The 22,029-nt window shown below is 33.5% G+C and carries 16 protein-coding genes; 11 read left to right on the forward strand and 5 right to left on the reverse strand.

Translation table 11 applies throughout. From position 1 onward, the window contains the following. Positions 1–160: 160 nt before the first annotated feature. Together F6K27_RS14380 and F6K27_RS14385 are read right to left on the reverse strand one after the other, a co-directional pair. Positions 161–1,018, reverse strand: a complete 858-nt coding sequence (locus F6K27_RS14380; protein ID WP_124145378.1) for a sugar kinase — start codon at positions 1,016–1,018, stop codon at positions 161–163. Positions 1,019–1,179: 161 nt separating this feature from the next. Then, positions 1,180–3,108 (reverse strand): heavy metal translocating P-type ATPase, encoded by a 1,929-nt coding sequence (locus F6K27_RS14385; RefSeq protein WP_287276790.1) that lies wholly within the window; start codon positions 3,106–3,108, stop codon positions 1,180–1,182. A gap of 546 nt (positions 3,109–3,654) precedes the next feature. On the opposite strand from F6K27_RS14385, the gene F6K27_RS14390 reads away from it, so the two are divergent. The 5 genes from F6K27_RS14390 (at position 3,655) to F6K27_RS14410 (ending at position 9,773) form a co-directional block, all read left to right on the forward strand. Then, on the forward strand, positions 3,655–5,007 hold the full coding sequence (locus tag F6K27_RS14390; protein ID WP_287276861.1) for a DNA phosphorothioation system restriction enzyme: 1,353 nt from the start codon (positions 3,655–3,657) through the stop codon (positions 5,005–5,007). An 834-nt stretch (positions 5,008–5,841) separates the two neighbouring features. Next, positions 5,842–5,994, forward strand: coding sequence for a hypothetical protein (locus F6K27_RS14395; RefSeq protein WP_287300881.1), 153 nt, complete (start codon positions 5,842–5,844; stop codon positions 5,992–5,994). A gap of 567 nt (positions 5,995–6,561) precedes the next feature. After that, the gene (locus F6K27_RS14400) at positions 6,562–6,807 is read left to right on the forward strand and encodes a hypothetical protein (protein WP_287276792.1); all 246 of its coding nucleotides are present in this window, start codon (positions 6,562–6,564) and stop codon (positions 6,805–6,807) included. After that, the gene (locus tag F6K27_RS14405) at positions 6,804–8,870 is read left to right on the forward strand and encodes an AAA family ATPase (protein WP_287276794.1); all 2,067 of its coding nucleotides are present in this window, start codon (positions 6,804–6,806) and stop codon (positions 8,868–8,870) included. The genes F6K27_RS14400 and F6K27_RS14405 overlap by 4 nt, the downstream gene beginning before the upstream one ends. A gap of 438 nt (positions 8,871–9,308) precedes the next feature. Next, complete coding sequence (locus tag F6K27_RS14410; RefSeq protein ID WP_287276795.1) at positions 9,309–9,773, forward strand: DUF4332 domain-containing protein; 465 nt, start codon at positions 9,309–9,311, stop codon at positions 9,771–9,773. 1,178 nt (positions 9,774–10,951) lie between these two features. Here F6K27_RS14410 and F6K27_RS14415 read toward each other — a convergent pair. After that, positions 10,952–11,731: a class I SAM-dependent methyltransferase gene (locus F6K27_RS14415; RefSeq protein ID WP_353735986.1), complete on the reverse strand. Its 780-nt coding sequence runs from the start codon at positions 11,729–11,731 to the stop codon at positions 10,952–10,954. Positions 11,732–12,562: 831 nt separating this feature from the next. Here F6K27_RS14415 and F6K27_RS14420 point away from each other — a divergent pair. The 4 genes from F6K27_RS14420 (at position 12,563) to glgA (ending at position 15,558) form a co-directional block, all read left to right on the forward strand. Continuing rightward, entirely contained in the window at positions 12,563–12,898 is a 336-nt protein-coding gene (locus F6K27_RS14420; RefSeq protein WP_287244170.1) for a nucleoside triphosphate pyrophosphohydrolase, read from the forward strand. 57 nt (positions 12,899–12,955) lie between these two features. Beyond that, complete coding sequence (locus tag F6K27_RS14425) at positions 12,956–13,204, forward strand: Rid family hydrolase (protein WP_205127391.1); 249 nt, start codon at positions 12,956–12,958, stop codon at positions 13,202–13,204. 260 nt (positions 13,205–13,464) lie between these two features. Continuing rightward, a complete protein-coding gene (locus F6K27_RS14430) occupies positions 13,465–13,929 on the forward strand; it encodes a DNA phosphorothioation-associated protein 4 (protein WP_124146587.1) in 465 nt (154 codons plus the stop codon). Positions 13,930–14,142: 213 nt separating this feature from the next. Next, entirely contained in the window at positions 14,143–15,558 is a 1,416-nt protein-coding gene (gene glgA, locus F6K27_RS14435) for a glycogen synthase GlgA (protein WP_124146586.1), read from the forward strand. A 178-nt stretch (positions 15,559–15,736) separates the two neighbouring features. Here glgA and F6K27_RS14440 read toward each other — a convergent pair whose 3' ends face one another. Further along, a complete protein-coding gene (locus tag F6K27_RS14440) occupies positions 15,737–16,165 on the reverse strand; it encodes a DUF1824 family protein (protein WP_287276798.1) in 429 nt (142 codons plus the stop codon). Between the two features lie 796 nt (positions 16,166–16,961). Here F6K27_RS14440 and F6K27_RS14445 point away from each other — a divergent pair. Further along, on the forward strand, positions 16,962–18,131 hold the full coding sequence (locus tag F6K27_RS14445) for a glycosyltransferase family 4 protein (RefSeq protein WP_287276800.1): 1,170 nt from the start codon (positions 16,962–16,964) through the stop codon (positions 18,129–18,131). A gap of 58 nt (positions 18,132–18,189) precedes the next feature. Further along, on the forward strand, positions 18,190–20,211 hold the full coding sequence (locus F6K27_RS14450) for an ABC transporter ATP-binding protein (RefSeq protein ID WP_287276803.1): 2,022 nt from the start codon (positions 18,190–18,192) through the stop codon (positions 20,209–20,211). A gap of 335 nt (positions 20,212–20,546) precedes the next feature. Here the strand turns inward: F6K27_RS14450 and F6K27_RS14455 are convergent, their stop codons facing one another. Then, positions 20,547–21,422, reverse strand: a complete 876-nt coding sequence (locus tag F6K27_RS14455; RefSeq protein WP_287276805.1) for an alpha/beta fold hydrolase — start codon at positions 21,420–21,422, stop codon at positions 20,547–20,549. Positions 21,423–22,029: the final 607 nt, after the last annotated feature.

Raw genomic sequence — 22,029 nt, forward strand, 5'->3', positions numbered from 1 at the left:
ATTTGTTGTATAGGAAAGCTCCATAGGTTTATGTCATAATTTAATTAAAATGGTATGAGTTTCCAAATTTGTAATATTAAGCTCTCCCATTTTAATTAAATCTGATGAAATTCGCTATAGCTGACAACTAATAACTGTTAACTGATAACTAAATAAACTGTTAACTAATTATCCACTGCCGAGTACCGAAATATTTACAAGAATGAGCAGCAATATTAGCAGCATTTGCCAAAGCTTCTGTAAATTCCCCATCAAAAATATAGTGACAAAAAGCTCCATGAAAAATATCACCAGCACCTAAAGTATCAACAGCATTAATTTTTGGAACTTCCACATTACCAAACTTACCTTGACTCAAATATTTGATAGGTTTTTCTCCTTGAGTAATGGCAATATGTGGAATATTTTGATTTGCTAAATAGGTAAAAACTTCCTCTTGACTCTCACAGTTAGGAGGATAAAAATTAGCAGAACAAATAGCATAATCAACAAAAGGTAAAATTTCCTCAAATCCTGGTTTCCAACTACCACCATCTATAACAATAGGAATATTTTTTGACTGAGCAATTCGAGCAACTTCTAAACTCGCTGCCATTTGATGACCGTCGATTAAAAGAATATCAATATTATTAATAATATCTGGGTCAATCAATTCTTTTGAGATTTGAGACTTAGTAGCATTGATAGAAATTACAGCGCGATCGCCTGTCTTTTGAGTAGTAATAATTGATGAAACTGGTGGTGGTTCGGAACGATTTTTATCTAAGTCTTGTATCGTGACATTCTGCTTTTCTAAATCTGCTCTAATTAGGTGAGTTATCGGATGATTTCCTAGCCCACAGAGAAGAGTTGTTTGATTATCAAAGTAGCTAAATGTTACCGCTGCATTTGTGGCAGGTCCCCCTGCTGTAATAGTATAATCGGCAGCAACAATTTTTTGATTTTTTTCGGGATAAGTTGTTGTGAGATAAAGTAAATCTAAGGTTATTAATCCCACAAATAGTCCGGTTTTAGTCACTTTTTATTTCTGCTTTAGCAACTTCAAAAAATATATTGACAGTATTCAAAATAAAATCAAAGAGCGTGTCAGACAAATTGATAAATGTTTGCTAAAAATACCCAGTTTTTTTCTAGTAATTATACGAAATCAGGTTGAGTATGATTGCTATATTATGATTATTATTTGAGTAAACGTAAACCACTTAATGTTACTAAAACTGTAGACCCTTCATGACCGAGTACTCCAAGAGGCATATTGATATTTCCAGTAAAGTTAGCGACTAATAATAGGAAAATAAACCCAATAGCAAAAGTAATATTTTGCTTAATAATACGATTAGCGCGACGACCTAAATTTATAGCTTCTACTAATTTTTCTAAATTGTCTGTCATTAACACAATATCTGCTGATTCTAAGGTAACATCACTACCTGCATTACCCATAGCAATACCAACTGTAGCTAAGGATAAAGCGGGAGCATCATTAATACCATCTCCTACCATTGCTACATTTCTATTTTGTTGTTGCAAGCATTTAATTACCATTAATTTATCTTCTGGTAATAATTCATAATAGACTTGATTTATACCAAGATTTTGAGCAACACTATCAGCAGTTTGTTGATTATCTCCTGTCAGCATAGCTATAGATTTTATCTTCATAGACTTGAGTTGATTTATCATTTGACCAGCTTCTAAACGGACAGTATCAGCAACAGATATTAAGCCAATAATTTCTTGTGATTGTACAACAAAAATAACGGTTTTTCCCTGTTTATGGAGGCGATTACTTTCCTCTAAAAAGTAGGAACTAAAATTATTTACTTCTGACTTAATTAAATTTTCTTTGCCTACAATAATAATTTCACTGTCAACCATACCTGTAATCCCTTCCCCAGTTTTTGCTATAACATTAGTTGCTACTTGCCACTGAATATTTTTTGTAATTGCTGTTTGAGTAATAGCTTTTCCAATAGGATGTTCAGAACAAGATTCTAGGGCAGCAGCTAACTGTAAAACTTCATTTTCTGACTTACCTTTTCTAGGGATAATATCAACAACTTGTAGTTTACCAGTAGTCAGAGTTCCTGTTTTGTCGAAGGCGATCGCTTTGATTTCTCCCATCATTTCTAGTTGAGCACCATTTTTAAATAAAATTCCCTGTCTAGCTCCATTAGCAATGCCAGATAATAAAGTGGGCATAATTGATGCCATTAAAGCACAAGGAGAAGCAACAACTAAAAATATTAAAGCTCGATAAATTGTCGTTTCCCAACTCCAGTTTAATAAAAATGGCGGTAAAATTCCGAGTAATATACCTGAAATAACTATAACTTTGGCGTAAATTTTCTCAAATTTTTCCACAAATCTCTGAGAGGGTGGAGTTTCAGTTTTTGCTTGTTCAACTAAACGAATTACACGCTGAATTAAACTACTTTCTGGAGATTTATTTACTTGTAGTCTTAAAACACCATTACCATTTAATGTACCTGCAAAAACTTCATCTCCTACAGTCTTATCAACGGGTATAGATTCTCCTGTAATTGGAGCTTGATTAATGGTACTACTGCCTTCAATAATAATACTATCAGTCGGGATAAGTTCTCCAGGTTTAACTAAGACAAAATCTCCCATTTTTAATTGATTAACCGGAATTTCTGTTTCTTGATTATCGACTATTAATCTGGCAGTATCAGGAGTAATAGCCATTAATTTTTGAATATTACGTTCAGTTCGCTCCATAGCAAAAGTTTCGAGAGCGCCACTAATAGCAAAAATTAAAATTAGCACTGCTCCATCAATTATTAAGTGATATTCTTGTTGCCATAAACCTAAAGCAGCAGCTCCCAAAGCAGCAACAATCATCAATAAATCAACATCTAATTCTTTTTCTGACCAGAGAGTTGTTATACCTTCTTTAGCACTTTCATAACCACCAATTACATAAGCTGTTGCTAGAATTAATAGTGCTAAACCAACCCAATTAATTTGTAAACAAAACCAACTCAAAAAAATCAGTACAGCACAGGTTCCCGCAGCAAATGCTTCTGGATAATATTGAGCAAGTTGGAGGTATTGAGGCAGAGAAAAATTTTTCTGATTCATCATAGTTAAAGATAGTTTTTACTAAGTTTTTTGGCAACATAGTTATGATTACTTCTCACTGTTAAGGGAATGTAATCTAGTAGTGACTTTTTATTCTATCTGAATTTTTAAATTGCTTTTACCGAAAAATTGTGGTCTAAAGTCTCCCCAGTATAATAGACATCTTCAGAAAATCAAAGGCTTATTGATTTTCATAAATTTTTATTCAAAATATCTTGCATGAGTACCTCTTGTCTACTCCAGCCAAAAATCTATATCTTTTTCACGTCTATGTCTAATAATTATGTATGGTTAAGTGTTCATGTTCTATTGAGGATAGCTATAGCTAAGTGGTAATTTTGATATAGCGTTTCTCAACAAGAGTGAGGTACACCTATCTTTATTTGTCTTCTATTCCCTGTTCCCTGTTGCCTATTCCCTAGAACCAACAAATTTTGTACCTCACTCTTCTTGGGAATTGCTATAAAATAGATTTATTAGCAAGAAATTGGTGTATCTAAAAAATCAAAAAAAGTGAATAAATTAATCATAGACTTTAGCTACCCAATAATGCCATCTCATCTTAAATTACGACCCTATCAAGAGCAAGCTATCAATAATTGGTTTACAAATAGAGGTAGGGGAATTTTGAAGATGGCAACAGGTAGTGGAAAAACAATAACTGCCTTAGCGATCGCTACTCAACTTTATCAAAAAATTGCTTTACAAGCATTAATTGTTATTTGTCCTTATCGTCATTTAGTAACTCAATGGGGAAGAGAATGTGAAAAATTTTCTCTCCAACCAATTCTCGCTTTTGAGAATGTACATACTTGGCAAAATCAACTTTCTACTACACTTTATAATATTCATTCTGGCTATGAAGAATTTATTACTGTTATTACTACAAACTCTACTTTTATTTCAGATAGTCTCCAATCTCAAATTAAATATTTTCCTGAAAAAACTCTGATTATTGGGGATGAAGCACATCATTTAGGTTCGCCCAAGTTAGAGAAGAGTTTACCAAAAAATATTGGTTTAAGACTTGCTTTATCTGCTACACCAGAAAGATATTTTGATGACCAAGGAACTACAGCGATTTTAGATTATTTTGGTGAAGTATTACAGCCTGAATTAACTTTGGCTGATGCGATTAGACAAGGTGCTTTAGCTCGTTATCTTTATTATCCAATTTTAGTAGAATTGACTGAAGCAGAAAGTCGCGCTTATGCAAAATTAACCTCGAAGATTGGTTGGGTATTATTATTATCAGAAAAAGAAAATGTAGAGATAGAAAAAGAAGACTTAACTGCTTTATTAATTCAGCGTTCCCGTTTAGTTGCTTCAGCCACAAATAAATTAACAGCATTAAAAGCATTAATGGCTAATCGTTTACAAACCAGTCATACTTTATTTTATTGTGGGGATAGTTCCGTAGAAACTGAAGATATTTCAAATTTAAGACAAATGGAAGCAGTGGTAAGAATATTAGGTTATGAATTAGGTTATCGAGTTAATACTTATACTACTGAAACTTCAATTAAAAAAAGAGAAAAATTAAGGCAACAATTTGAAAATGGAGAATTGCAAGGTTTAGTAGCAATTAGATGTTTAGATGAAGGGGTAGATATACCAGCAATTAAAAATGCAGTTATTTTAGCAAGTAGTCAAAATCCTCGACAGTTTATTCAGAGAAGAGGCAGAATTTTACGACCTCATCCAAGTAAGGAAAGGGCAACTTTATTTGATATGATTGTTTTACCTCCAGATCTGGGTAGAAGTACATTGGAAGTAGAAAGAAATTTACTGAGAAAGGAGTTGAAAAGGTTCTTAGAATTTGCCGATTTAGCAGATAATTCTGGGGAAGCTCGGAGAAAGTTATTAAACATTCAAAAAAGATACGGATTGTTAGATATTTGAATCTGAAAAATTAATGGATTTTGTTTAACCGTATTATTACCAGATGAATTTTTGAAGAATCAAGTTAAAATATTTAGTAAAGCTTCCCTGTGTCAATTCTAGTAGAAGGATTAGAACGCTTGAAATTTTGAAAAATTATTGATTCTTTTCAATTACAGCAGTTTTAGACTTGATGAAGTACAGATTTATAGTGCTTTATCCAAACAAACAGGGAATAATAAATAGAGATTAAAATTAGACTTTACCTTACCATCCTTAAAAGTGCAGTAAGCTAAGTTCTGTCTATTTTGTTTACCCAATTTTTATGATTAATTTATTTATCAACTCCGATAACAGTTCTATAGCAATCCGCGCATTGGTTATGACAATTTTTATAATAATTAATTTGAACTGAAAACCTTTAAAATTATGACTAGGTCTTCCTAACTCAGTCTTCCTGTACGGGCGTTTTGCTCCGCAACATATAAAGCGGATAGCTTCTACGTTAGCAAATGGCTATTCGCCCCTACCAGCAAAATATTACAACTTAAATAGGATTGCTATATCTTAAGTGCCTCAGCAAAATTAATTGTATATTTCCAATCTATTTTCTGAACGTTAAATTTCCTACTATATCTAGAATGCCACTATTTTTTATTAAAATTAAAATGCACTGGTTATTTTGTGTGCCTACTTATAGCAAACAAAATTCACAAGAATTTAATTACAGATTAATATGTAATTCCTGCCTACAACCAAACACTTTAGACCTGGCAGCAATTGTCAAAATTAAACCTTTTTTCCTCCCTTTTTATATACCTCTCTTTAGAATTAAGCAACAACTCATCTAACAACATGGGTAAGAGTTCCATACTTGTCGATCTATTGCATGGATTTTTGACAAATGATTTAGGATTGCTATATATATTAATCAAGCTTACTTTCTTCTTCAAGAAATTGGTATTAGTTGGTAAAAATATCCACATAATTAAGCAACAACTCATCTAACAACATAGGTCATTTTAGTTATCAGTTAGCCTCCTCAGGAGGAGCTACGCTAACAGTACCTCCTGGAATAAGGAGGCTTGGCATAAGGAATATTCTCTTTTTTTTATCTCTTAAAAGGAGAGGCTTTAGACCACAATTTCTAGGTAAGAGTTTCAGACCTTTTATCTATTGCGTCAACTTTTTACAAATGATATATATATTGATAAAGTTTTCTTCTTCCTTCTTACTTTGTATAGCAAATTCAAAAAATATATTTAAGTAGTCAAGCAAAATTAATTGCATATTTGATAGTCAGCTTAAATAGGTAGGAAAAATTATTTTTAGATTGACATCTTGTTCACAAAAGTATATTTTTATGCCCTACTCCCTACTCCCTACTCCCTACTCCCTACTCTCTTGTGACAAATGTTAAATTAATTTTGCACAGGTACTTACAGTAAAATAACCTGCCAAACTATTAAAGAACTTGCACTCTTCTTAACTTATAAATCTTGACTCCCACCAACAAAAACTTTGTAGCAATATTTTTTAAACTGATATTACTTCTTCCTTCTTACTTAAATAAAAATGACTCTAAAATACTCAGACAAAGTAACCACAAAAATATCAAGAATTTTTTCAGAAAAACATTCAAAGTATGACATTAAAACTCAAGCAAAACTGAATAATATTCAAGAACCAATTACCAGCGCACCAGCAGAAGTAAAGCAGATTATTGGGCGAGTATTACAACTAGAAAAAGACCGACTTTATAAAAAAATACCCCGGATAAATGATGACATTCTTAAAATTATCAAGGAAGCAGTGCAATGAAATTAATCTCAATTATATTGTGTAATTTCCGTCAGTTTTATGGAAAAACACCAGAAATAATTCTGGCATCAGGCCAGAAAAATACAACAATTATTCATGGCAATAATGGTGCAGGTAAAACAACCATAATGAACGCCTTTACTTGGGTACTTTATGAAAAATTTAGCGCCGCTTTTATAATAGAAACTCAACTCGTAAATAAACGAGCAATTACAGAAGCAAAACTTGGTAAAGCCATAGCTTGTTGGGTAGAAATTGTATTTGAACATGATAATAAATGGTATCAAGCCAAACGTTTATCTCGAGCTTATCGCAATGAAAAAAATGAAATTGAACATGGTAAAAGTGAATTGTATATGCAGATAGCTGGAGATGACGGACGTTGGTCTCCACCTCCAGAACATCCTGATGATATTATTGGTAGAATTTTGCCAGAAAGTTTACATAGATATTTCTTTTTTGACGGAGAAAGAATTGAGTATATTGTTAGGGATGACCGGAAAAGTGAAATAGCAGAAGCAACGAAAGAATTATTAGGAATTGAAGTATTAAATCGTTCTGTTAAACATTTAGGGGAGGCAAAAAAATCCTTAGAAACTGATTTGAGATTAATTGGTAATCCTGAAACTAAAAAACTGCTGAAAGAAAAAAATCAAATTGAACAAGAAATTAACAAATTATCAAAACGCCAAACAGAGATAGAGAAAGAATTACAAGATCATCGAGAAGTTAAGAAAGAAATTAGTAGTCGTTTAGTGGAATTTAAAGGTGCAGAAGGACTACCCCAACAAAAAGATCAATTAAATCTCCAGATAGTATCAATCAAAGAACAAATATTACAAGCTCATCAGGGGTTAAAAAGAGCCATATCAACTCGTGGTTATATGGTTTTTTTGTCAGATGCCATAGAAAAATTCCGAGAACTTTTTGGTAATTTAAAAGAAAAAGGTGAGTTGCCCATAGGAATCAAAAGACAGTTTGTACAACAGTTATTAGAAAAACAACGTTGTATTTGTGGAGCAGAATTAACTATAGATTCTCTAGGGAGAAAATCAGTAGAAAAATGGATGGAAAAAGCCGAAATTGCTGATGTAGAAGAAACCGCAATTAGAATGAGTATACAGATAGATGAAATTGATAAACAAGTACTAGAGTTTTGGGATGAAGTCGATCGACAACAAGCTAATATCGAAAAATTGCGTCATCAACTTTCACGGGTTGAAAATGAATTAGAGTCAGTTCATAAAAAACTACGAAATTATCCAGATGAGGATATTCAGCAGTTACAAAAACGCTTAGATGAAATAGAAATTAAAGTAGGAAACTTAAACAGAGAAACTGGCTCAAATTCTCTACAGCTAGAAACTTTAAATAAAGAAATTAAAATCTTAGATAAACAACTTGATAAACAACAAATGAATGAATTAAAACAAGTTTTAGCCCAAAGGCGAATTGCAGCTACTCAAGATGCTATCAATAGATTGATAGAAGTCCGAGCGCGTCTAGAAAAACAGTTTAGAGTTTCTTTAGAAAAACGAGTACAAGAGTTATTTTCAGAAATTTCTTTTACTCCCTATATTCCTAAATTGAATGAAAATTATGAATTAACTTTAGTAGAAAATACTGGTGGAGAAGATGCTTTAGTTGCCGCTTCTACAGGAGAAAATCAAATTCTCAGTTTGGCATTTATTGGTAGTATTATTGACGAAGTAAGAATCTGGAGTCAAAAAAACACTTTAATGGGACCCGATAGTAGCACTTTTCCCATAGTAATGGATTCTCCTTTTGGCAGTTTAGATGAAATTTATCGCAGACAAATTGCTAATATTATTCCTCAATTAGCAAATCAATTAGTTGTATTGGTAACTAAAACTCAATGGCGAGGTGAAGTAGCGGAAGAAATGGCTGATTATATTGGCAGAGAATATGTGCTTTCTTATAATTCTCCAAAATTAGATTGTGAAGAAGATGCTATTCAGTTAAGTGGAGAATCTTATCCTTTAGTAAAACGTAGTCCGAATGAATTTGAATATACAGAAGTGCTTGAAGTAGATTATGATTAAACCTCTGGGAAAAGTGTTAATTAAATCAATTCAAGACTATGAAATAAACAATTTCATCTCCCTATTCCCTATTCCCTATTCCCTGACTTCTGCAAGAAGTATTTTCAACTCTAAATAGTAGAATATATAGCAATCAAAGGAAAGGTTAGAACATATCAAAAGTTTAAAACTCAGACAACGCAAGATTCTTCCTTTTTCCTTCTTACTTCTTCCTTCTGCTATAACTATACAGTTTCACAGAAGTCATCCATCAATTGCCTAATTAGGGTTTGCTGAAAAAGTCTTTTAGTAGGGGTAGGAGACAGGAGAAAACCCACCCCTCGCCCCCCAGGAGACAGGAGGAATGGGAATGAGCAAACACACTTCTGATTTTTGACTTCTTGAATATAGCTCCTCGGAAAGAGGTAAAATAGTCAAATGTCAAATAGGAGAGAAATTATGATACATAATATTCAAGATATTGAAGGCATGAATTCTGTATATGCTGAAAAATTAATAGGAGTAGGTATTACTAATGTAACAGAACTATTAGAAAAATGTTCTTCTCTCGCAGGAATAGAAGAATTAGAGCAAGCTACTACCATTGAAAAAAACCTGATTATTCAGTGGGTAAATTTTGCTGATTTATCACAAATTAAAGGAATAGACCGGGAATATTTTTCCCTATTATCAGCTTTGGGAATACATACAATTTCTGAATTAAAAAATCGGTTTCCTGAAACACTCCACTCTCAGATGATGAAGCTTAACCTTCAAAAACAACTCGTGCAACGCTTGCCTAGTTTAAGTCTTGTTAGAAGTTGGGTTGCTCAGGCAACAAATCTTCAAAGAAAAACTGCCCATAACAATGTGCCAACTACTAAATTACCATCAAAAAAATGGTCTATAGATTGGTCTGATTAAGAAAAAAGGTAGTGGTAAACAAATAATAATTTTTGAAGCTTAACTCCCAACAATTAAAGGAATATACTAACTAATATCCTGATATCTTTAGGACTAAGAGAAAAAACAGCAACCCTACAGCTTAAAGTTAAAAAAAATCTAGCGAGAAACCCCACAAATTGTCATTCTGTGAAGCACCAAAAAAATTGCCAAGGTTTTTTGTCTTGCATTGCTCAAATAATTGTGAGAGAATTTAACTATAAGGGTCAACTCGCCTATACACTTGACTTTTTCTTCAATCAAGAAAGATCTATGAAATAGTCTGGAGAAATAAAAGACACAAATTTGACATCCTCTCCCGGTAAATCGGAGATGATACCGGGAGTCCTCAAAGCTGCATTTTTGATAGAAGCGATCGCTAATCAAGAAAAATCCCACAAATTGTCATTCTGAGAAGCACCAAAAAAAATTGCCAAGGTTTTTTGCCTTGCATTGCTCAAATAATTGTGAGAGAATTTAACTATAAGGGTTAACTCGCCTATACACTTGACTTTTTATTCAATCAAGAAAAATATATGAAATAGTCTGGAGAAATAAAAGACACAAATTTGACATCCTCTCCCGGTAAATCGGAGATGATACCGGGAGTCCTCAAAGCTGCATTTTTGATAAAAGCGATCGCTAATCAAGAAAAATCCCACAAATTGTCATTCTGTGAAGTACCTAAAAAAGCCCAGGTTTTTTGCCTTGCATTGCTCAAATAATTGTGAGAAGATTTAACTATAAGGGTTAACTCGCCTATACGCTTGACTTTTTATTCAATCAAGAAAAATATATGAAATACTCAGCACTCACTGCCACAAACAGTCTAGAGAAATAAAAGACCCAGATATAACCAGATTTGAGGTAATTTTGATTAGTTATTGATTGATAGCGATGTAGCTACCGCACTTGCTCCGCCAACGCTCTATTGAAAAACCGGAAAAATTTTCATCTTGTGAAGCACCTAAAATCATCAAGCAAGATTGTTTGCCTTGCATTCTCCAAATAATTGTGAGAAGATTTAACTATAAGGGTTAACTCGCCCATGCCCATGACTTTTTATTCAACTAAAAAATAGTATTTCACATAAAAATAAATTATTATTCGTTTTCAATTAGAGAGAATTTAAATAGCTCTCCTATGAGAAATCTAGCTATTTAATTGTAATTTGCTCGAGAAAAATCAGACTTTTTAAACACTAAAAAATGTTGTTGTGGTAAAAAATCATCAGTCTCTTGCCAAACCAAACCCACAGAATTCATTTCTTTTTTTACCTGTTTCTCAGTCATCTTGTGCAAACCTTTAATCATAATCATCGGATTTTCACCCCGATATTCCAATAAAATAACCCGCCCACCAGACTTCAAAGCAGCAACTATTCCCAACATCATTTCTCGCGGATATTCAAACTCGTGGTAAGCATCAACTAACAAAGCAATATCAACAGTAGAAGGAGACAAATTAGGATTATCTACATCCCCTAAAACCGTCTCAATATTAGTAATATTTTCCTCATTTTTAACAAAATTAATTAACTCCAACATCTCCGGTTGTATATCTACCGAAATCACCTTACCTTGAGGAATCAAAGGACTAATTCTAAAAGTAAAATAACCAGTACCAGCACCAATATCTGCCACAACATCTGTAGATTTTAAATCAAGACGATCGATAGCATTTTGAGGATTTTCTCTATAACTTCTGCTAGGTCTTTCTAACCAAGCAGCACCTTCATGACCCATAACTTTAGCTATTTCTCGACCTAGATAAAATTTCCCAATACCTTCCGGATTATGGATAGTTTTATATTTATAAACTCCATCGGAACTAGCAACTACATTAGTTTTTACAGAACAAGCATTTAAGAGTAGACTTAGAAAAACTATAGATAAAATTATGCCTACATTTTTTAAATAGTTGATGAACAATTTATTCACACTTAACTAGGATTAAATAACTAGAATAATCTTATCATATTCCACCAAATTAGTAAGTAAAGCCAAAACAAAATTTAGTTATAACTACTTTCCTGATAGTCGCCTTATACTAAATTAAACAAAGATTGTTACAGTAAAATATAGATGCTTAACGGAATTGAAAAATCTTCATTGTTTATTTATTATACCTACCACCTACCACCTACCACCTAACACCTAATACCTTGAATAGCCAATGTAGCAATATTTTTTGAAAATGGTATTATATATCTGCTTCTAACCGTTTGATTGAATAGAGTGAATTAATGACCGCTGCTAAAGCAATAATTTACTCGTTAAACAATTAACAATTAATAATTACCTCTGATTTTTATTCAATCTTGTTATCAAAATAAATATCAATGTTTTTTATTCTTAAACGGAGACGGTTAAAAACTGAAATTATTAATTATAAGTTATGAAGTAAATAGGAAAAAAAAGCTATATATCCAAACAAAAAAACATGATTTTCAATTTAATAAATTTAGTTATAGCACGATAGATAAACAAGATAAATATCCCCCTTTTTACCGAATGATTAAGGTTTAAAGCCTCTCCTTGGATGCGCCGCGAGTTGTCGCTCTACAAAGAGAAACAAGAAAAAAATTTCCCTACCGCGTCAATCCTCTTCTTTTCAAGAAGAGGTAATTGTTAATGATTAATGATTAATTATTAATGATTAATGATTAATTATTAATTATTGAAAGTCTTGGTATATATTTTAATTTGAGATACAGTAGTTTATATCAATTTAAGCAATCAATAACAATTAGTTGATAAAGTAATACAATTATGCCTCAAGAATATAATAAATTAGTACGCGATCGCATTCCCGAAATTATCCGTAAAAGTGGTTTAGACTGTGAAACTATCACTCTCTCAGAAACAGAATATCGCCAAGCATTACGAGAAAAACTTATTGAAGAAGCCCAAGAAGCAGCAACAGCAAGTAACGCTGATTTAGCCATAGAAATAGCTGACTTATTAGAAGTAGTAGATGCTTTACTCAAAAGTTATGGAATTTCTCATAATCAAATTACACTCGAACGAGATCAAAAACGCGCAACTAAAGGAGATTTTGAGCAGAAAATCATGTTATTGTGGACAAAAGAAAATAATACTAAATAGAAACTATTAAAAATGTTGAGGAAAAACATCTTAACTAACACACCTTGAGAAGCAATTGTGGGTTATTCTCGTGCAGTAAAAATCGGTAATTTTATTTATGTCTCAGGTACTACTGCTACCGATAAAACTGGGAAAATTATGAGTACACACACTTATGAACAAACTGTACAAATTATCCAGAATATTGAAACAGCTTTACAGACAGTCGGAGCAAGTTTAAAAGACGTAGTCAGAACCAGAATTTATGTAACAAATATCGATAAATGGGAAGAAATAGTTCAACAATTAATAATTAATAATTATTAATTATTTTCAAGGAGAGGATTGACGCTTAAGGAAAAATTTTTCTCTCTTGGTCGATTGGATATGGCGAGGAGACCCGTTCTTACAGACCCGCTCCGAAGATCGCCATCCCACCCTACGGGAAGCTGCGCTAACGACCGCTTGTTTCTCCTTTAAAGGAGAGAATTTCAACCTTAATTATTCGGTAAAAACTTCATAGCTTCAATCTATAATTTTGAAAATTTTACACATCTCGAACAGATTAATATATTTAATTTTTAGTAATGAATAGAATTAGAATTGCCAGAGATAAAGCAGATTTAGTCAAAGCTTTAACCGAGTCAGAAGAAAAAACAGCTCCTTTTAAAACTTATGCTGATGTAATGGTATTTGCCGCATCTTTAGCCATTAAGAAAAACCACCGAGTTCCACTAACAGAAATTTCTCAAAGAGAACCAGGTCCAATTAGTATTGAAGTGTTTTGGTCTAGGGGATATGACAGTATTATTAAATTAATCGCGATCGCCGACACAAAAGATACACAAATTCTCTCTCCAACAAATGAAGAAATAGAAGAAAATTACATTAAAATATTTGAAGAGTATGCCAATGGAGGGTTAGAAATATTACGAGATGAAATGCGGGGTGCAGTAGATTATTCAGAACGACTTTTATTAGTCTTAATTTCCCAGAGATATCAAAAATCTCAGCCAGAAGCAGAATTTGATTTAACTAAATTTTTGAAATAAATAAAAAAGTTCAAAAATCAACAATTAACAGTTATACCAATTTGATGTGAGGCTTCACAGATATTTATAACTGTTTAACCGAAGATGATATAACTCTTTTTTGACTGTTGACTTTTGACTTTTAATTTTTAACTTTTGACTTATATTTAGGTGCGCCCATACAGGTATGATGACGATATTGAGCATCAAAAAGGGAACGCAAATTAAAGAATCATGCGAATTTTATTTGTGGCAGCTGAAGTAGCTCCTTTAGCCAAAGTTGGTGGTATGGCCGATGTAGTCGGAGCCTTACCCAAAGTGCTACGGGCCATGGGTCACGATGTCCGTATCTTTATGCCTTACTATGGCTTTCTGGGCGACAAAATGGAAATTCCAGAAGAAGCAATCTGGGAAGGAAATGCCATGTATCAAAGCTTTAGCATTTATGAGACGGTACTACCAAAAAGCGACGTGCCGTTGTACCTATTTGGCCATCCGTCTTTTTGGCCACGTCGTATCTACTACGGAGATGACGAAGACTGGAGGTTCACTCTATTTGCCAATGGAGCGGCTGAGTTTTGCTGGAATGGCTGGAAACCAGATATTATTCATTGCAATGACTGGCACACAGGCATGATTCCAGTTTGGATGCATGAAACCCCAGATATTAAAACCGTATTTACTATTCATAACCTAGCTTATCAAGGACCTTGGCGCTGGTTATTAGAAAGAATTACTTGGTGTCCCTGGTATATGGAGGGACATAATACAATGGCTGCAGCAATACAGTTTGCCGACCGGGTAACTACTGTTTCTCCTACTTATGCAGGTCAGATCCAAACACCAGCTTATGGCGAACGCCTAGATGGTTTAATGTCTTTTATTAGCGGTAAGTTAACAGGTATTCTTAATGGTATTGACCTGAACTTTTATAATCCAGCTAATGACAGATACATTGCTCAAACTTATACTATCGATACCTTAGAAAAACGTGCTGCTAATAAAATTGCTCTCCAAGAAGAGGTAGGCTTTGAAGTAAATAAAAACACGTTTTTAACAGGAATGGTCTCCCGACTGGTAGATCAAAAAGGACTTGATTTAATGCTGCAAGTATTGGATCGGTTTATGGCTTATACCGATAGTCAGTTTATATTGTTAGGCACAGGCGATCGCTTCTATGAAACCCAAATGTGGCAGATAGCTACTCGTTACCCTGGTCGTATGAGTGTCCAACTTTTATATAATGATGCCCTATCTCGGCGGATCTATGCAGGTACCGATGGTTTTTTAATGCCTAGTAGATTTGAGCCTTGTGGTATTAGTCAAATGTTGGCCATGCGTTATGGTAGCGTACCTATTGTGCGTCGCACAGGAGGGTTAGTTGATACAGTATCTTTCCATGACCCAGTTAACAATGCTGGTACTGGCTATTGTTTCGATCGCTATGAACCACTAGACTTCTTTACTGCAATGGTTAGAGCTTGTGAAGCTTTCCGCTTTAAAGAGCAATGGCAAGAATTACAGAAACGCGGTATGAGAGAAAACTTTAGTTGGGACAAATCAGCTCAGGAGTATATTAAAATGTACAAATCAATACTTGGCTTACCTGAGGAAGAAACAACAACAGACAAGGAGCCTGAATTAGTCTAGTAAAACCTAATTTTAGAATAGGAATTGAGTTAAAACACCCAATTCCTTATTTCTTTATTTCTTTTCTTTTTATAGAAAGCTTGTACTGAAATGTATCAGTTGTCAGCTTTTTTATTTCCCCGAACCTCTTGCTTTTAAAGCTAGTTAATTTACTGAATTAACATCAAAAATGCTTTTTTTAAGTAAATAAATCTAGCGGTAAATGACCATAAGTTCCATTAATTCCTGTATCTTCAGCAGATTGACAAGATACTAATACCCCTCTATATTCTCCAATATAGGATTCAAGATGATATGACTCTTTTATCCCATTAAACTTGATATAAACTGAACCTTCAATTGTTCTAAAATTAGAATCATCAATTAGGGTAGTATTATATCCTAATGCCCCTAGATAGCTTTCTAAAGCAGATAAAGCCTCAGTAGTTGATTCGGCACAAATTCCTAACATTTGATAGTCAGACAAATTAGCTAATAGCAAAATTGCTGCTTGAGTAATAGCTTTTTCCTCTGGTGATTCTACTAACTTAATGTTTTGACAGGTAAATTTATGGAGGATTTCTTCAGCTTGAACAACAGTGAGATTCTGAATGTTTTGAGTAGACATATAATACTGTAAATTGTATGACGATAATATCTGTAATATTGGTTGGATAACAGGAGTTTTATAAAAATAATACAATTTTCAATAACTCAACTAAATAAAGTTAATCAATGACAGCCTAATATTACATCTATGATATTGTCTAAAGTACAAAATTTATAATAGTTAACTGAGAATATGAAAAATACTATAGTAACCAGCCTATTTTATACTTCCTACTCTCTAACCCTTGAAATAATTAGCTATCTCAAGAGTTCAGGGTTAATACTTACTTCTGAACTTTTATGTAATAATTGACAGGAAGCTTTAACATGAGTTATTATCACTATTAATCAACTATAGCCATCCTAAGATAGAATATGAATATAAGCTACATAGAAATAGAATTAACCGTTAGTATTTAGATGATTAAAAATTTTTCCAACCTATTTAGATAATTTATATTATATTATTTAAGTAAAAATATTTGATGAAACAATCTTTTTGATGATGAACTACAAGTTTAGTCAAATTTATTATGATATCAATAAACTAGAAAAACTTGCTATCTTGCTATCCATAAATAAAAAAAATAATTTATGACTATCTTCATAGGTCTTGAGTTGTATCAATACTTTTTAAATTTATCCATTACACTAATCCCTACTATTTTTATTCAAAAATATCGCACAAATAAAATATCTACATAGGAATATAGAATAAAATTTATCAATAACTAATTACCAAATCAATAAAATAATCCTTAGATCCAATAAATAAAATTATAATAGAAGTAGTAAACTCAGGAAATTAATCATCAGTGAAAATATCATTAGTTGTTAGTGACTTATCAACCAGTGGTGTGGGAAGATGGGGAGGCGCAGTACGTCCTTTCTTATTATCTCAAGCACTAAAAAAACTACAAGTAGATGTAGAAATTGTGGGCTTTGTTAGTGGAGAAAAACAACAACTAACAACTAATCAGGAAAATACTATCATCGCCATAGATAGCCACAATTACTATCCCAAATTTTTATTATCAGCCAAACAACTTCTAGATAAAATAACAGGAGACATAATTTACGCCTACAAATTAAAACCTACCAGCCTAGGTTTATCTCTAATCAGAAAAATGCAAATCCATCGCCCAGTATTTTTAGATATTGACGATTGGGAGTTAAGCTGGCATGGAGGAGATAGTTGGAAATATCATCCCAGTCTTAAACAATTAGCTAGAGATATCTTGAAACCAGAAGGAGCATTGCGACAACCAGACCATCCCTTTTATTTAAAATGGATAGAAAGTTTTGTCTCCAAAGCAGACAGGGTAACTCTACACAATCAATTTCTCAAAAAACGTTTTGGTGGGACTTATTTACCAAATGGAAAAGATACCACTTTATTCGACCCAACCAAGTACGATCCAGAGGTAAGTAGAACTCGTTATGGCTTGAGCGATTATAAAATTTTAATGTTTCCAGGGGCACCACGACCTTATAAAGGCGTAGAAGATGTTTTAATAGCCCTAGAGAATATCAATCAACCAGATTTAAGGTTGGTCATCGTCGGAGGTAGTCCTTATGATGATTATGACCGTCAACTAATGGAAAGATGGGGACATTGGATAATTAAAATGCCAAAATATCCACCTACAGTTATGCCAGAAATTGTAGCCGCTGCCCATATAATAGTAGTCCCCCAGAGAGATACTCCAGAAGCTCAAGCACAATTTCCATTAAAACTAACTGATGGAATGGCAATGGCCAAACCAATTATCGCCACAAAAGTAGGGGATATTCCAGAAATTGTAGGCAATACTGGCTATTTAGTCGATCCTAGTTCTCCCGAACAAATTGCAGCACAAATTGAATTAATATTTAACGACTTAGCTACAGCAAATACCAAAGGCATGAAAGCTAGAAAAAGATGTATTAAATATTATAGTATTGATGCTATGGCAGCAATTTTATCAGAGTTAATCAAAATTTAGTGAGCAGGTATTAAGAGTAGTAAAAATTGAGATAATCTAAGATACAAGGAAAATATAAATGTCTACAAAAGAATTTATTTTAAGATTTATTCGGCGTTATCCTTTCCACATAATAGGAAATATTATATTAGGCTTTGCCGGAGGATTATTTAATGGAGTTAATACAGCCCTAATAGTACCAATAATACTGATAATTTCTGGGCAAAAAATTGAACCGAAGGGTTCTCCACCTATAATTAATTTTTTATTATCTCCTTTTGAGGGAGTACCAGAAGACTATCGCCTTGTGGTGATGCTTTTAGTAGTGATATTAACTATTATTCTGAAAAATTTAACCATATATTTAAAGAGTTTGTTATCAGTAGCCTTTAGTCGTAGGCTCACAAATAGTATTAAATCGGAAATGTTCCAAACATTAATGGACAGCGACTTAGACTTCTTCACAAAAGTAAAAGTAGGAGATTTAACAAAACGTTTAGGCTCAGATACAGCTCAGTGTACTGCAACAGTTAATGCTTATATTAATTTAATAACTCAATTAATAACTGTTTTATTATTTGTAAGCATACTAATTTCTATCTCTTGGGAACTTACTTTGATTTCTACTCTATTGGTAACCTTAATAGCAGGTATTAATCAATTATTTATCCTTCGTTCAAAAAAATTTGGGTCTTTGTTGAACCGGGCACAAAAAACTTATGCAATCAAAGTAATTGAAGCTCTCAGTGGTATCCGGTTAATTAAATCAGTAAGTAGCGAAAATAGAGAATATAAACAGTTAAGAAAATTAATGCTGTCCTTGGAAAATATAGCGCTGAAAGAAAAAATGAATTCAGCGTTAATCGCACCAGTTAATGAAGTGACAAGCATAATTACAGTAATCTGTATTTTATTATTAGGTAAAAATTTATTTACCGCCGAGACAATGGAAGATGTTTCTGCTATCTTACTTACCTATCTTTTAGTTCTATTTCGGTTACTACCAATGATATCAGGAGTTAATAGTACCCGTAATCAAATTGCCAAAGGTTCTGCTAGTTTTGATATGGCTGTAGACTTATGGAGAAGAGATAATAAACCAATAATGAAACCTGGTTCCATACCCTTTCAAAAAGTTAGGAGGAAAATTCATTTTAATAAAATTTCTTTCTCTTATCCAGGTAATAGTAATCTAGTTCTCAAAAATGTTGATGTATCTGTACCTCAAGGTAAAACTTTAGCATTAGTGGGAGGTTCAGGAGCAGGTAAGTCAACATTTGCTGACCTACTACCAAGATTTTATGACCCTACCTCTGGTTCCATTACTATAGATGGCATTGACTTGCGTGAGTTCGATATTACCAGTCTCAGAAAAAGAACTGGTATTGTTAGTCAAACGACTCATTTATTCAACGACACAGTCAGAAATAATATTTTTTATGCTTGTCCTGATGCCACAGAAGATGAAATTATTCAAGCTGCCAAACAAGCTAATGCTTATGATTTTATTATGGAATTGCCGAAGCAATGGGATACCGAAATAGGCGATCGGGGTGTTATGCTTTCTGGGGGTCAACGTCAACGCTTGGCTATTGCTAGAGCATTATTGCAAGATCCAGAAATATTAATCTTAGACGAGGCCACCAGTGCCCTTGATACTGTTTCTGAGCGTTTAGTGCAGGAGGCCATCGATCAATTAAGTCGAGACCGAACAGTTTTAGTTATTGCCCACCGTCTCTCAACAATTCAAAATGCAGACAAGATAGCTGTTTTAGAGCGTGGAGAATTAGTGGAAATTGGCACTCATTTGGAACTTCTACAAAAAGAAGATGGTTACTATCGCCGTCTCTATTCTATACAGTTTGGCGGCCAATCTAAGGCAGATAATTATATTGACCAGCAACTTTTGACTAAAGCTTCTTATGAAGCTCGTGGTTCTCTCAATCAAATTATTGGTTCTTTAAGATTATTAGCTGATGAAATAGTTGATACTCCCGAAGAACAGACAGAACTTACTGAGGAAGCTTTTCAGTCAGCAATTTCTCTTTTAAGAACCCTAGAAATATTTGAAAATCAAATGGTAAATGGGAACAAAGGTTAAGGCTCAAAATTTTATCGGCTCAGTTATTATTATTATTATTATTATTATTATTATTATTATTATTATGAATAATTAATCAAAAAATTTGATATATTCAGAGAATTAGCTGATTTTATATAATGTTTTTATTTGAGATGTAAATCTAGATTGAGGTTTTTTATTATCAAAAAAAGTGCACTGATGGAGTAGCTTCTATCCTTGTGTTTGCTAGTATTTATTGCTGTTTTCTCTCCTTTACTATTCTCTCCATACCTTTTTGATAACACTTAGTCTCCACATCCCAGATAAAAACGCTATAGAACAAAGTTTGTCATACTAAAACGCTAACTGGAGTTCTATCGCTCCCATTTTTCAAATATCCATTCTTGCAAAATAGGATTGACTAATTCCGGTGCTTCATCTTGAGGACAATGACCAACCCCAGGTAAAGGAATAAACTTTTCTACTGTTTCAAACTTAGCAAATTCTTTTGCCAATTCAATATTCTCCCAGGGGTCTTCCTCTCCCCATAAAATGAGAGCTGGACATGGTAATATTGGCAATAAATCTTCAGGTAAAGGTCCTTGAGAATAACCAGTAAAAGCCACAAAAACATCAACTGCTCCCTCATCTTTTGCTGGTGTTAATAGTATATCTATTAATTCATCAGTAACAGCTTCAGAACGTTTATAAGCTTGCAACAATACTCGCCTGACTGTTTTCTTTGTTGCTAACTGATTAAAAAATATTTGACTTATCCACTTGACTTTGAGCACTTTTTGTACTATAGATGCCCCTTGACTACGATACCAAGGAAGAGTAGACCGTTTCCGTTCGTGCAAAAGTCGCAAAGAACAATTGATAATTCCTATACCCAAAGCAATATCTGGATAATCCACTGCGGCCTGCATCACGGCAATACAACCAACAGAATTTCCGACAAGAAAAGCAGGGGTGCCAACTATCTCTCTACAGAAATCAGCAATTTGTTGACCCCAGGTTTCAAATGTATAGGTAACATCTTTGCTTGGGGTTGGTTTAGCTGAAGCACCAAAACCAAGTAAGTCAATAGCATAACAGCGACAACTGGTAGCTAGTACAGGGATATTTTTGCGCCAGTGTCCCCAGGAAGCACCAAAACCATGTACGAGTAATACAGACGGGCCTTTTTCTCCTTGGCTTTGGTAGCAGATAGGCCAACCTCGCCATATCCAAGTTTTAGCGGTAGTCATCAGATTTTAAGATGTATCGATCGTTAGTTTGATTATTTTACCTGAATTTACCTTGAGGAATTTTCTGTAGTTTGCGATCTAATAATTTTCATCTTAAACCTTCAGGACTTAGACATTTTTAGGACAAAAACGCTATATATACCATAGTGCTATAGTTTTTATATACTATATATAGTACCTTTGCGTAAGTCCTGGCCTTAAAAAAATGAGTAATTTATCTCAATAATTATCTTCTAAATTAGATTCATTATTTGTTGATATATATAGCGTTTCTCAAGTTACTGAGGTACAGTTGTTTTTCTGATTTTCTATTACCGAATAATTAATAATTAAATAATTAAATAATTAAACAATTCGGCTTACTCTGCCTCCCCTTCCAAGGGGAAAAAAATCACGAAGTCAGAAGTCAGAAGTCAGAAGTCAGAAGTCAGAAGTCAGAAGTCAGAAGTCAGAAGTCAGAAGTTAACCCACCCCTCGCCCCTCCCCCTCCCAGGAGGGGAAGTAGGGGATTAGAGCAACGCTCCAAAAATATTGCGCCTTAAAAGGCGGGGTTGCGCGACCCATATTATTTTGATAAATTTTTTCCTTATTGGTCAATCCTCTTCCT

It is taken from the genome of Okeania sp. SIO2F5 (genome assembly GCF_010692685.1).
Taxonomy (GTDB): Bacteria; Cyanobacteriota; Cyanobacteriia; order Cyanobacteriales; family Microcoleaceae; genus Okeania; species Okeania hirsuta.

What these genes read in the sequence shown, in the direction of transcription:
- F6K27_RS14385 (WP_287276790.1), bottom strand. Translation starts at nt 3,108, where the DNA reads ATGATGAATCAGAAAAATTTTTCTCTGCCTCAATACCTCCAACTTGCT.
- F6K27_RS14390 (WP_287276861.1), top strand. Translation starts at nt 3,655, where the DNA reads ATGCCATCTCATCTTAAATTACGACCCTATCAAGAGCAAGCTATCAAT.
- F6K27_RS14395 (WP_287300881.1), top strand. Translation starts at nt 5,842, where the DNA reads ATGGGTAAGAGTTCCATACTTGTCGATCTATTGCATGGATTTTTGACA.
- F6K27_RS14400 (WP_287276792.1), top strand. Translation starts at nt 6,562, where the DNA reads ATGACTCTAAAATACTCAGACAAAGTAACCACAAAAATATCAAGAATT.
- F6K27_RS14405 (WP_287276794.1), top strand. Translation starts at nt 6,804, where the DNA reads ATGAAATTAATCTCAATTATATTGTGTAATTTCCGTCAGTTTTATGGA.
- F6K27_RS14410 (WP_287276795.1), top strand. Translation starts at nt 9,309, where the DNA reads ATGATACATAATATTCAAGATATTGAAGGCATGAATTCTGTATATGCT.
- F6K27_RS14420 (WP_287244170.1), top strand. Translation starts at nt 12,563, where the DNA reads ATGCCTCAAGAATATAATAAATTAGTACGCGATCGCATTCCCGAAATT.
- F6K27_RS14430 (WP_124146587.1), top strand. Translation starts at nt 13,465, where the DNA reads ATGAATAGAATTAGAATTGCCAGAGATAAAGCAGATTTAGTCAAAGCT.
- glgA (WP_124146586.1), top strand. Translation starts at nt 14,143, where the DNA reads ATGCGAATTTTATTTGTGGCAGCTGAAGTAGCTCCTTTAGCCAAAGTT.
- F6K27_RS14440 (WP_287276798.1), bottom strand. Translation starts at nt 16,165, where the DNA reads ATGTCTACTCAAAACATTCAGAATCTCACTGTTGTTCAAGCTGAAGAA.
- F6K27_RS14450 (WP_287276803.1), top strand. Translation starts at nt 18,190, where the DNA reads ATGTCTACAAAAGAATTTATTTTAAGATTTATTCGGCGTTATCCTTTC.
- F6K27_RS14455 (WP_287276805.1), bottom strand. Translation starts at nt 21,422, where the DNA reads ATGACTACCGCTAAAACTTGGATATGGCGAGGTTGGCCTATCTGCTAC.